Below are 11,824 nucleotides of genomic sequence, written 5' to 3'. Positions count from 1 at the left end.
CGTGGACGAGCCGCCGGAAGGGGTACCGGCGGCTCGTCGACATCTGTGGATCAGTGCTGGCCGGGGCGGCGCGGTTCACGCCGATCGTCCTGACCTGCTCGCGTCATTCCCCGCGAGTCTTCGCCCATCTGCTCCTGCCGCTGTTGCTGCTGCTGCCGCGGCATCTGCTTGGGCATTTTCTTAGGCGTTTTCTTCGACTTGTCAGCCATCTCCACACGGTCCTTTCCGAGGGATAGTGTTTCGCCTAACGCGCCTACGATAACCAGCGGAAATGTCCTGCGGTAGGGGTGCGCGCAAAATTGCTGTCCGACCGGGCAATTCCCGGCGTGTCGATTATCTGCGTTGAATTCTGGAACATTATTTTCCGACGCATTGATCACCCCGAATTACCGCGCTGACGGCGCGTTTCAGTTCGTTTCGGCGAGATACCTGCGCCGCGCCCGCGTCAGCATCTGCCGAATACCCGCCGTCATCCGCTCCCGATCGAGCGGTTCGGCGATGATCGGATCACCCGTCCTGGCGTAGTAGCGGCCGTCCGGATAGTCCATCCACCAGAAGGTGCGCTCCGGGGTCACCGGCCGGGCGTCCACCGCGCCGCCCGCGTACGCCGCGATCTCGCCGAAGCCCGACCGGGGCCGCCGGAACATGCGGTCGAGCTGGTCGACCGCGCTGAGCGCGTCCCTGCGGTACTCGAAGTGGTCGTCTTCCTCGGCGATCCGCGCCCGTGGGATCTCCAGCGGCGCGAGCGTGCCCGGCCCGCGTGCGGGCAACGCGTCCACCGCCGCCTCGGCGACCTGGTCGCTGCCACCCCAGCCGAGAACGACATCACCGCCGATATCGTCGGCCGGCCCCGGTTCCTGGACGAGCGTTGCGCCCGCCGCGCCCTTGATCGCCCCGAAGAAGCGGATGATCCGCGGAGTGTTTTGTCCGGCAAACCCTTTCGACTCCACCCTGGCTTCCGAATGGATCAGTGCGTCGAGCGCGTGTTCGACCGCCGGGTCGTATTTCGCGAGCAAGGTCTGCACCGCCCGGTCGCGATCCCGCTTCAAAGCATCGAAATCGTCGATGGCGGTGCGGAATTGCAGCGGATAGGGCAGCCGGTCCCGACCGTAAGCGGCCCAGAGTATCTCGAACTCCTGCCCGGTGAACCTACTGCTGCGCATCGCCGTAGTCCCCTCCGATCACCGGTGGCACAGCTCTGACATCACCGATCCCGGTGAGGATCTCGCCGTTCTCCTGCGTGATCAGATAGTCGGGGACCCCGCGGTGCTCATCATCGTTCTGCCCGCCGCGCCCAGCGCCGGGCATACCCATGCCCGGCATACCGGACATCCCGGCGCGCCCGGTACCACCACCGGCCGAACGCGCCGCCGCGGCAGCGGGATTGGCGGCACCGGGCGTCGACGGCGCGGCCCGGCCCGGAGTCGGGGTACCCGCGGTCGTCCCACCGCGACCGCCCGGCGAACCACCGCCGCCCGGTGTCGTGCCGAGCGGTGTGGTTCCCGGGCTGGACGGGTTCGTGCCCGTGGGAGTGCCCGGTTGGCTGGTGGTGGGGTTGGTCGTGGTCGGCGATGTGGTGCTCGCGGCGGTGGTGTCCTCGGTCGACGACGGATCCGTCGCCGACTCCTCCGTCGAACTGCCCTCGTCCGTGGTCGAATCGTCCCCGCCGCCGCTGTCCTGCGGCGACTGCCCCCCGGCCACCGTCTCCGGCGTGGTCTGCTCGTCGGCCCCCGAAGTCTCGTCGGTCCCGCCACCGGACGGCCGCTGCGAGGACCCGCCCCCACCCGGAACCTGAGGATCCCCACCGTCCCCGACCACCTTCGGCGCCGTCGGCATGAACGGCACCCCGGAATCGGACTGCACCGCCACCTGCCCGTACACCGTCCGCAGAATCCGCCGCGCTTCGTCCGTGGCTTCCGTCTCGGTGTAATCCCCGAGCTTCATCTCCCCGTCGGTGGGCAGGGTCTTGCCGGTGAGCGTGGGGCGCTCGGTGAGGCCGGGCATGAGGGCCTGGGTTTGCTCGAGACCGGTCTTCATCTCGGCGAGTTTGAGGCTGACGGCCGTGGCCGCAGCGGGAAGAGTGCTCGATTGCTTGGCATAGTTGTTGACCGCGGTCACCGCCGCCGATGCCGCTTCGCCGGCCCAGCCGTTCTGCGCAGTGGTGGTTGCCTCGAACGCCTTGTTGAACGCGACGATCGTCGTCGACAGATCCGAGCCGATCTTCTTCCATACTTCCGAAGCGCTGTTCACCACACTCGGTTTCATCGCGGCGACGGCACTCTGCATCTCCGCCAGTTGCATGTGGTCGTAACTGTCGTCGGTTCCGGTCAGATGGTTCGGCTGGGTCTCACCGGCGAAGATCGACGAGAAGTTCGCCAGGTGCTGCGTCAGATAGATGACACTGCGTTCCTGGTTCCACTGCTCCTGCGCGGCGATCACCCGCGCCTTGTACTCCTCATAGGTCATCAGTTCCCCCCGATACCGTTGAATTGCCCTGCGGTGTAGTCGTCTTGGGCTTCGAAGTTGGCTATTGCCTTGAGTACCACTTCTTTCGCTGTGGTGACCGCTTCGATGTGCTGGAGGATCGTGGCGTCGAGGGCGCGATCCCCGCCGACAGCCGTCTGCGAGAACTTCTGCTCCAAGATCCTGCTTGTGTTGAACGAGCCGAACCCTGAAATGCGTTCTACGCGACGAATCTGGACCAGGATCGCATCCAGCGCTGCAAGGTGGTCGTCGCAGACCCGTGCAAGGTCCCGGCCAACCTCAGCGTTGAGCGACAGCTGTCCAGTTTCGGCCTGGCCTTTCAACGCCATCCACTCTGTGGGGTCGATATACGCAGCCATGGACCCGCCTCACTTGCTGGGCAGGTAGGGCTCGAATGCCTCACTCAGGCGCTGGACCTCTGCGCACGGATCACCAGCAGTCTTCACACTCGCCCGATTCTGGACATCGAATTCGACCAGACCGGTACCGACCTCGATGCTGAAATAGCAGGCCAGGTCGTGGGAAGCTCCGATCGGCCTGGATACCAATGCGCGATGCGTCCCGAGAGTGGTCTCGGCGAAGCTGGTGTAGTCCGTCCGTGCCCTTGCATCTGCCAACGTGTGGGTCGTGGAAGCTGCTGTCAAGGTGTAGGTCTTGCCCGAGTCTTGCCAGCCGCACACCTTCCACCCCTCGAACGCCACCCCCGCGACATCCTTTTCCTTGGTGGAGGTGTTCAACCCGGCCGCGGATATCGCCGAGTCGGGCAGCGTACACGGATCCCACAGCCCGGCCGAAGGATCGGCACTCGTGGTGGCCACGGTGGTCCCGCTGCTGGTCGGCGCGGTCTGCACCGGTTCGGGATCGCTACACCCGCCGGCTACTCCGACCATCGTGACAGCGAGTACCGCCGCCCGCCAAGCCCGCATGATGCCTCCCCCTACGTGTCCGACTCCCCGCCGCAGGGAACGCCTGCCGCGAACTCCGCCTGTGACTCTACCGGATCGCGTCCGGCGCTGTTTCTGCTGGTAGCGGCACATATGCGCACTAGGAATGACAGTTGAGAGGGACTCGCGACGCTGTCGCTGCGCCACTGGTGGGCGAACACTGACTGACCGAAATCCGCGCGTTCGAACGCTTTGTTGAATGTCTGCGATGTCATCGATAGGTCATTGCTCACCGCCGAGTCGATATGGCTGACGGTCAAGGTTCCCCCAGGTTCAAGCAGGCGGCAGGTAGGAAACGAAGGCCTCACTGAGGCGCCGTGCCTCGGTGCACGGGTCGCCTGCGTTCTTGGCGCTCACGCGATTGCCGACGCTGAAATCGACGATCCCGCCGGGAACCTCGATGGTGAGGTAGCAAGCGAGATCGTTCGCCGCGCCCACCGGGCGAGATTGCAGTGCCTTGTGCGAGCCGATCGTCGTGTCGACGTGGCCGGTGTAGTCGGTCCGGTTGCGCGCTTCGCCGATGGTGTGGTTACCGGAGGCAGCCGTGAATGTGTAGGTCTTCTTGGCATCCTGCCATTTGCACAGCTTCCACCCCTCGAACGCCACCCCCGCGACGTCCTTCTCCTTGGTCGAGGTGTTCAACCCGGCCGCCGACAATGCCGAATCGGGCAGCGTGCACGGATCCCACAGCCCGGCAGCGGGATCCGCATTGGTCGGCGCCGCCGCGGTGGTACTACTCGGCTGCGCGGTGGCCGGCTCGGTGTCCCCGCACCCGGCGATCACCCCACCGACCACAACCGCGAGACCGGGTACGACCGTCCGCCAAGCCCGCATGATGCTCCCCCTACATGTCCAACTTCCCGCCGCAGGGAACGCCTGCCGCGAACTCCGCTTGTAACTCCACCGGACCGTACCAAGCGCTGTTTGCACTGGTAGCGGCGCATATGCGTACAGGAATGACAGTTGAGAGGGAGTCGCGGCACGGTCGGCGACACCGGGCGCCGCGCCACTGCGTCCAGGTGGTCATCGCATACGCGGGCGAAATTGGTGCCCCCTCAGGTGGCAGGAACGTTTTGAACCAGAGCTTCGGCGAGCCGACGTGTCTCCTGGCAGGCTTCCTTGGCGACGCTGCGTGCAGTGTGTCGGTTCAGCACGTTGAAGTCGACCATTTGGCGTCCTACGGCGAGGCTGATGAAGCACTCGGAGTCGCGTGACGAGCCCGCGGGCCGATATTGGAGTCCGTCGTAGGACCCGACTCGCACCGGCGAGAACTCTGTCCGGTCGGTCCGTGCCCGGACCTCGTCGATCGAGTGCTCGCTCGCGTAAACCGCAAACGAGTAGGTCTTGGCGGTGTCCCGCCACCCGCAGACCTTCCAGCCCTCGAAAGCAACCCCCGCAACGTCCTTCTCCTTGGTCGCTGTGTTGATCCCCGCGGCAGCCAGAGCTGAATCGGGCAGGGTGCACGGGTCCCAGAGCCCGGCGGAAATGTCGGCGCTCGTTATTGCCGCTGTGGTCCCGCTGCTGGTCGGCGCAGCCTGCACTGGCTCGGAGCCTCTACACCCGCCGACCGCCCCAACTATTGCAACAGCGAGAACAGGTACTGCCGTTCGCCGTGCCCGCATAATGCTCCCCCCCCTGTGTTTCTGGCTTCCTCGCTCTCAGGACACTCCACGAGTGGCCCATCCGTTTGACCGTACCGAATCAGGCCAACCAGAACCTCCGCAGGAAAAGGGGGCGACGGCCCACAGGATAGGCGCAGCTGCTGCTTGGATGTCGAGTTGGCGGGTGCTGGCGCCAGAAAATTGGGAGACACGGTTACCTGCTCGGAAGGTAACCGGCCAGAACGGCGGCCAGACGTTGTGTTTCGCCGCAAGGTTCCACTGTGTCCTTAGCGCTGACTCGCACTCGCACATGGAACTCGACGAGCCCCGTCGGAACTCGAACGCTGAGGAAGCACGCGTCACGCAGTGTCCCCGTCGGCCGGGATTGCAGGGCCGGACGCGAACCAACCGTCGTGTCCACGAAGTCGGTGTAGTCGGTCCGCGCCCGCGCCTCCTCCAAGGTGTGGTCGGTGGCGCTGACCGTGAAGCTGTATGCCCTCTTCGAACTGTCCAGCCAGCTGCAGACCCTCCAGCCCTCGAAGTTGACGCCCGCGACGTCCTTCTCCTTGGTCGAGGTATTCAACCCGGCCGCTGACAGCGCCGAATCGGGCAGCGTGCACGGATCCCACAGCCCGGCCGAAGGATCGGCACTCGTGGTGGCCACTGTGGTCTCGCTGCTGGTCGGCGCGGTTTGCACCGGTTCGGGATCGCTACACCCGCCAATCGTTCCAACTATCGCAACAGCGAGAACGGGTACCGCTGTCCGCCATGCTGGCATTTTTATCCCCCTGTGTGTCTGGCTTCCCTCGCGTCGGGACCGGCGTCTACCTGTCGTATCTCATGCAGGGGCTGACGTGGACAGGCTTTCGGCTAGTCTGCGGACTTCGGCGCACGGTTCCGGAGCCGTGTCGCGGGCGCTGTGCCGAATCAGCACATCGAAATCGATGAACCCGAAGGGCGCTTGCGCGGCGATCGAGCACGAATAGTCGTGGCTGGAACCCATCGTCCGGTATTGCACCGCTGCCCTGGTGCCGACGGTGGTGTCGACGAACTCGCCGTAGTCGGCCCGCTGCTTGACCTCGGCCAGAGTATGGCGGGTCGCGAACATCGTGAACGTGTACTGCTTCTTCGAGTCCTGCCAGCTGCACACCTTCCAATCCTCGAAGGCGACGCCCGCGACGTCCTTCTTCTCGGTCGAAGAATTCAATCCGGCTGCCGATTGCGCCGAATCGGGGAGCGTGCACGGATCCCAGAGCCCGGCAGCGGGATCCGCAGTGGTTGGCGCCGTCGCAGTGGTGCCGGTCGGCTGCACATCGACCAGCTCGGTGTTTCCACACCCGGCGATCACCCCACCAACCACGACCGCGATGGCGGGTACGACCGTCCGCCGAGCTCGCATAATGCTCCCTACGTGTCCGAGTTCCGCGGCGAGGAACACCTGCCGCGAACTCTGTTTGCGATCCTACTGGATGCAACTCAGTGCTGTTTCCGCAGGTAGTGGTGTGTATAGGCACGGGGATCGACGGTTGTGGACGGTGCCAGGGATACCGTGCTGCCGGACGTCGGTCTGCATACTGGCCGACGAGTGATGCGTAACCGTCGCGACCAGGCGGCCAGATGTTGGGGTGTGGAATGGGTAGAACGAGAAGCCAGCTGGCAGATCCCTGGCCGGTCCTGCCTAGGCAAGCTCGCCGACGCGTCGTTGCGAGCATCTTCGCTTGCGGCTTTGCCGTGATCCTGGCCGTCATTGCGTGGATGATGTGGCGCAGTGGGGATTCGGCGGCCAACGTCGTGGCGAAATATGTGGCGCTGTTCGGGTTCAGCTGGGTGCTCATGATCGCTATGGGCCTGTATGCCGATCCTCGGTGTCAGCGCCGAGCGTCGGTTCGGTCCGGACTCGCCGATGGACAGCTGGCGACTGTCGTGCCAGGATCCGGAGTGTATTTCGCTCTGTTCCAAGCGATTTGGATCTGCCACGCCATCTCGGCCTATCTCGCCGCAGCTGAAATCGCCGCAGCGGCTTGGCTTTCGCATTGGCCCGCCGCGGTTCTACTCCTGCTCGCGGCCGGAACAGCCGCGGCGTCGGCACCAGCGCTCACGGTGTCAGGTCGCTTACGGCCGGGCGGCATCGCACTCACCCCGGACGGCCTCGTCGTCCGCGGATGGAGTTCGCGAACGAGTCTGCGCTGGAACGAGATCGCCCAGGTGCGCTGCACCTTCGACCAAATGCCATTGCTCGATATCGTCGGCACGGCAACAGCCCACTGGCACCGCCACGACCTGATCCCGAGCATCACATTCCGTGGCACCCGCAAACAGATCTGGATGCTCGACCGCCCACCCCACCGGAGTTGTCTCGTTCTGGAATGTCCTCGCCTCGCAGTCGACCGGCGAAAGCTGTATCGCTTCCTGGCCTACTACCTCGAAACACCGTCGGCTCGAGCTGAACTCGGTACCCACGCCGCACTCGAACGATGGAGTGGACTCGGATGAAGTCCTGGTCCTTATCGACGGCGTCGAAGCTACGGGCAATTCCGGGGCTGCGCCGCGGGTGGATGAACACTGATCGAACTCCATGTGAGGGGCTGTCGGAGCAGTTCCCGCGCTGTTAGCGTGGGTGCCGAGCATCCGGGGAGGCTGACTCCGCGGCGTTCTGGGGCGGGGGATCATGCGGGTCGGACGAGAGACTGGAGTCGCGCCGCGATGAGGCAGCGCGCGGGAGTGGTGTTGGCGGTCATGCAGACTGCCGTTCTTATAGCGCTCGCCGGTGACGGCGCGGTGCGGCCGGACCTGTGGTCTGACCGCTATCAGTACAACTTCCGGTGGGCATCCCCGTCGGGGATCGACCTGAATTCCGAGGTCGCGATTCAGGCGAGGTCCTATGTCGAGACCGCGTTCCTGGTAGGGGCGGGGCAAAACGACGTGGTCGCGGTTGGTGAGCGGATGGGGATACGCCCCTACTATTCGGCGCGCGCCGGGCGGTCATCCTTGCCGAAGTCGCTGTCGCTGCGGTTCGACGACCGTGCCGGCGATCGGAACTGGACCATTCGTGGAACGGTCTACGCGTCGCTGGAACATGTCGAACTCTATCGGGTGGTGCCGTCGGGCGGTACGGCCACCGGCGACGATCCTTCGGACTCGTGGTGGATGGACGTGCGAATCTGCGTGTGGGGCACCGGTTTGGCGTATGGAGACAAGGACGGGGAATTCTACTCGGGCAAATACGCGGCGCTCCGATCCGGCAGGCTCTGGGTGTCCTTCGGATTACCGGCAGGCGGGCGGGCAGCGCCGGAAGCGCGGATATCCGGTCCCGCCCGATACCCCACCCGCGACTACTTCGGTGATTGGATAACCCTGATGCCGGATACGTATACTCCGGATGTCAAACGCGGGTCCAAGCCCGAATCATGCCGTCTTCCAGCAGAGTTCCCCGCCACGCTCGATCCGGGTGACTATGCCGAGAAGCCGTCCGTGCGGGTCCCACCGCCGGAAGTTCTACCGCCGTATCCGGGCTGGCCGGAATAGGGTGGGCCGTCGGACCGGCTACGGCTTGCGCCACGCCGCGACCAGATCCTCCGGACCCCACCAGGCTGTCACGGGCGCACCGGAGGTGAGCCCGGACCGGGAGACCGCCACCAACGGGGTGTCGGGTGTGGTGCCGGGGACGGCGAGCACGGCACGGGTGAGCGCGTCGTAGTCGTGCCGGTCGAAGGGCTGATTCTCCAGCCATTTGATCGACCCGATGAAGTGCACCGATTTCGCTACGGGAGCACGGTCCGCGCCGACCAGGTCGACCTCGGGATTGTTGGTGCGATTCCACCAGCCGCCGATCTCCTCGGTGCCGGGCCAGCTTCGGTCCGGCAGTAGACGCAGCAGGGCGGCGCGGATGAGGGGTTCCACGGCCCGGCCGCGCCAGGAAGTCCAGGATCGTTCGATGCGCGCGAGGGCGATATCGCCGCGGCCGCGTTCGACCAGGGGAATGCCACGCTCGAGAAACGCCAGCCAGAAACGCAGGTACGAATCGGTGATGCGGTAGCGCTTGTTCTTGGTGTCCGAGGCCGTGGACAACGGAAGATCGGCTGCGACGATGCGCTTGTCCTGCAGGGTGTTCAGGAGCGGATTGAGGGTGCCGGCGGGCAGGGCGCCGGACGAGCCTGCCTGGGCGGCGATGGCGCCGAAACTGCGTTCGCCGCTGCCGATCGCCTGGAGCACCGCACGGGAGCGGGTGCCCTCCGGAAATTCGCCGAGCAGGGACAATTCGCCCGCGACAAGGAGAGGGGACAGCGGATCCGCGGTCGCGTCGCGCAGAAAGTCCAGCCGGCTCGTGCCAGGGCGCCACGAGGCGAGGATTTGTGGAAAGCCGCCGGTAATGAGGCGGGCGTCGATGGCGGTGGCCGCATCGAGTCCGGTCATCGCCTGCACATCCGCGACGTCGAGCGGGTCGACGGTCATCTTCGTCGCTCGGCCGAAGAACGGGCGATCGCGGGCACCCAGTGCCTCCATCACCGAGATGTCGCTGCCGACAAGGATCAGCAGCACGGGTCTGCGGGACAGGTCGCGATCCCAGACGGTCTGCAACGCGCCTTCGAACTCGCGATCCTGCTCGACCAGCCATGGCACCTCGTCGATCACGGCGATCGACGGCCGATCCGCGGGGATTGCCAGCGCCAGGGCGCGCAGCGCCTGGTTCCAGTCGGCGGTGGGCAGGCCGCGGACGGTTTCGGCCTCGGTCGTGCCGATCCGGCTCGCGGCGTCGATGAAATCGGCGCGCTCGGCTGCCGGATTTCGGCCACGGGTCGCCTGGAATACGCTGTAAGGGGCGCCTGACCGGTCGCAGAACTCCTGCACCAGGCGTGATTTGCCGACGCGGCGGCGGCCGGTGACTATCACCGCGCGACCTGGGGTACCGGAGACGCCGTCGGTGACCGCGCCGAGTTGTCGGGCGAGCAGGTCGAGGTCGTGTGCTCGGCCGGTGAACTCCATGGCTACACCTAACTAAGATGTGATCTTACTAAGATGTCATCTTAGTTTAGCGCGTCGAGCTGTCAGCGGGGTAAAGGGAGGAATTCGACGACGGTGTCGTCGGTGGCGTCCGGGGGGACGATGACCAGGCCGTCGCGGTCGATGAGGCCGGCCAGGTGGGCGGTGCGGACGGAGGTGTCGCCGGTGAAGCCGCCTTCGGGGGCGTGCTGGGCGGGGGTGACTCGCTGGATCGGGCCCGCGATGGCGGCGGCGTTGTGCAGGGGGCCGTGGACCGGGCGGGGTGGGGGTGTGGCGGTGCGGGCGGCGACGATGGTGGGGGTGAGGGCGAGGAGGACGGCGATGGCGGCGAACGGGTTGCCGGGGAGGCCGAGAACTGTTGTCGTGGTGGGGAGTTCGGCGACGACGGTGGAGCCGCCGGGGCGCATGGCCAGGCGGGGGACGACGATGCGGGCCTCGGCGCGGGTGAGGGCGGCGCGGAGCTGGTCCGCGGCGCCGCCGCCGGTGGCGCCTACCACCAGCAGCAGGTCGAAACCGGCTGTGGTGGTGAGCATGTCGTCGAAACCGTGTTCGGTGTCGCGTAGGTGCACTCGGTCGATCACCTGGACACCGAGGCCGGCCAGGAGATCGGGGAGGACGGGGCCGATCGAGTCGCGGGTCTGACCGGCCTGCAGGGGGCCGGTGCTGCGGATCTCGTCGCCGGTCATGACGATGCGGGCGCGCACCGGGCCGCGGACCAGGGCGGCGGTGACCTCGACGGACGCGGCCGCCGAACGCAGGGCCGTGGTGACACGGGTGCCCGCGGGGGCCAGCAGGTCGCCGGCCATCTGGTCCTCGCCGCGCGTGCGGACGTCGCTGCGGATCGGGGTGTCGGGGCGGCGGGTCAGGTCGTCGCCGGTGATCACGGCGAACTCGTCGCGCAGGACGGAGGTGGTGCCGTCGGGGACGTGGGCGCCGGTCGCGATCCGGACCGCCTCGCCCGGCAGCAGGCCGATCGGGCGGGCGCCGCCGGCGAAACCGATATCGCGGCGCAGGCGCCAGGGACCGTCGCCGCAGACGGCGTAGCCGTCCATCGCGGAGACGTCGAAGCGTGGGAGGGCGCCCGCGGCGACGAGCGGGGCGGCCAGCGCGGCGCCGGGGACCTCGCCGAGCTCCGCCTCGTAGGCGACGAGCGGGGTGAGGCCGGTGCGCAGCCGATCCCTGGCCTCGGCGAGGGACAGGCGGGCGGTCGCGACCGATTCGCGGGCGTGCCGGACCTGCTCCTCGGTGTCGCAGTCGGCGGTGCCGGGCAGTTGGATCAGGGTGGTCTCGGTGGGCACGATCGCCTTCATCGGCTGGTTCTCCAGTGCGTCCAGGCCCGCCAGTGCCGCGGTCAGCGCGGAGCGCCGCCACACGCCGACCAGATACTGTGGCCGCCCGGAGCCGTCGATGGCGAAGACCGCCTCGGTGGTGGATTCGCTTGCGCGGCGCAAGAGTTCGCGCACGGTGTCGGCGGTGAGGAACGGCATGTCGGCGGCGAGCACCACGACCCAGGGCGCCGTGCCGGTGGCGATCGCGCTCAGGCCGGTGCCGACGGCGGCCACCGGACCCGAGCCCGGCGGCACCTCGCGCACCTGCCGGATCCGCGCGTCCAGTTCCGGTCGATGCGGGCCGACCACCACGATCTCGCCGCACTCGGCCACCGCGGACAGCGCGGCGTCGAGCATCGACCGGCCGCCGATCACGATCGCGGGTTTGTCCACCCCGCCCATCCGGCTGGCCCGTCCGCCCGCGAGCACGATCGCGTCGGCGGCGGTCATCGGTGGATCCGGCGTA

At 66.8% G+C, this 11,824-nt stretch carries 13 protein-coding genes; 2 read left to right on the top strand and 11 right to left on the bottom strand.

Going from position 1 to position 11,824, the window contains the following annotated elements:
- Positions 1 to 50: 50 nt before the first annotated feature.
- The 9 genes from EL493_RS32600 to EL493_RS28695 all read right to left on the bottom strand — a co-directional run bounded on the left by EL493_RS32600 (position 51) and on the right by EL493_RS28695 (position 6,467).
- Positions 51 to 209, bottom strand: a complete 159-nt coding sequence (locus EL493_RS32600; protein WP_155982492.1) for a hypothetical protein — start codon at positions 207 to 209, stop codon at positions 51 to 53.
- A 198-nt stretch (positions 210 to 407) separates the two neighbouring features.
- On the bottom strand, positions 408 to 1,163 hold the full coding sequence (locus tag EL493_RS28730) for an ESX secretion-associated protein EspG (RefSeq protein ID WP_019048630.1): 756 nt from the start codon (positions 1,161 to 1,163) through the stop codon (positions 408 to 410).
- Positions 1,150 to 2,466, bottom strand: coding sequence for a hypothetical protein (locus EL493_RS28725; protein ID WP_019048629.1), 1,317 nt, complete (start codon positions 2,464 to 2,466; stop codon positions 1,150 to 1,152). The genes EL493_RS28730 and EL493_RS28725 overlap by 14 nt, the downstream gene beginning before the upstream one ends.
- Complete coding sequence (locus EL493_RS28720; protein WP_019048628.1) at positions 2,466 to 2,843, bottom strand: hypothetical protein; 378 nt, start codon at positions 2,841 to 2,843, stop codon at positions 2,466 to 2,468. Before EL493_RS28720 ends, EL493_RS28725 begins: the two co-directional genes overlap by 1 nt.
- A 9-nt stretch (positions 2,844 to 2,852) precedes the next feature.
- On the bottom strand, positions 2,853 to 3,410 hold the full coding sequence (locus tag EL493_RS28715; RefSeq protein ID WP_022567071.1) for a DUF3558 domain-containing protein: 558 nt from the start codon (positions 3,408 to 3,410) through the stop codon (positions 2,853 to 2,855).
- A gap of 291 nt (positions 3,411 to 3,701) precedes the next feature.
- Positions 3,702 to 4,223, bottom strand: a complete 522-nt coding sequence (locus EL493_RS28710) for a DUF3558 domain-containing protein (protein ID WP_019048626.1) — start codon at positions 4,221 to 4,223, stop codon at positions 3,702 to 3,704.
- Positions 4,224 to 4,483: 260 nt separating this feature from the next.
- Entirely contained in the window at positions 4,484 to 4,969 is a 486-nt protein-coding gene (locus tag EL493_RS28705) for a DUF3558 domain-containing protein (RefSeq protein ID WP_019048625.1), read from the bottom strand.
- A 274-nt stretch (positions 4,970 to 5,243) separates the two neighbouring features.
- On the bottom strand, positions 5,244 to 5,693 hold the full coding sequence (locus EL493_RS28700; protein ID WP_232017261.1) for a DUF3558 domain-containing protein: 450 nt from the start codon (positions 5,691 to 5,693) through the stop codon (positions 5,244 to 5,246).
- A gap of 174 nt (positions 5,694 to 5,867) precedes the next feature.
- The gene (locus tag EL493_RS28695) at positions 5,868 to 6,467 is read right to left on the bottom strand and encodes a DUF3558 domain-containing protein (protein ID WP_022567074.1); all 600 of its coding nucleotides are present in this window, start codon (positions 6,465 to 6,467) and stop codon (positions 5,868 to 5,870) included.
- A 293-nt stretch (positions 6,468 to 6,760) separates the two neighbouring features.
- Between EL493_RS28695 and EL493_RS28690 the strand changes: the two genes are divergently transcribed.
- Together EL493_RS28690 and EL493_RS28685 are read left to right on the top strand one after the other, a co-directional pair.
- Positions 6,761 to 7,522 carry a hypothetical protein gene (locus EL493_RS28690; RefSeq protein WP_022567075.1) on the top strand — a complete coding sequence of 254 codons (762 nt, stop codon included), beginning with the start codon at positions 6,761 to 6,763 and terminating at the stop codon, positions 7,520 to 7,522.
- 234 nt (positions 7,523 to 7,756) lie between these two features.
- The gene (locus EL493_RS28685) at positions 7,757 to 8,554 is read left to right on the top strand and encodes a hypothetical protein (RefSeq protein WP_126405927.1); all 798 of its coding nucleotides are present in this window, start codon (positions 7,757 to 7,759) and stop codon (positions 8,552 to 8,554) included.
- A gap of 18 nt (positions 8,555 to 8,572) precedes the next feature.
- Here EL493_RS28685 and EL493_RS28680 read toward each other — a convergent pair whose 3' ends face one another.
- Both EL493_RS28680 and EL493_RS28675 read right to left on the bottom strand, forming a co-directional pair.
- The gene (locus tag EL493_RS28680) at positions 8,573 to 10,012 is read right to left on the bottom strand and encodes an AAA family ATPase (protein WP_019048622.1); all 1,440 of its coding nucleotides are present in this window, start codon (positions 10,010 to 10,012) and stop codon (positions 8,573 to 8,575) included.
- Between the two features lie 62 nt (positions 10,013 to 10,074).
- Positions 10,075 to 11,808, bottom strand: a complete 1,734-nt coding sequence (locus EL493_RS28675; protein ID WP_019048621.1) for an NTP transferase domain-containing protein — start codon at positions 11,806 to 11,808, stop codon at positions 10,075 to 10,077.
- Between the last annotated feature and the right edge of the window lie 16 nt (positions 11,809 to 11,824).

Source organism: Nocardia asteroides (genome assembly GCF_900637185.1).
Classification (GTDB): domain Bacteria; phylum Actinomycetota; class Actinomycetes; order Mycobacteriales; family Mycobacteriaceae; genus Nocardia; species Nocardia asteroides.
Note: the sequence above shows the minus strand (reverse complement) of the source record. Positions and strands in the feature narration are given on the sequence as shown.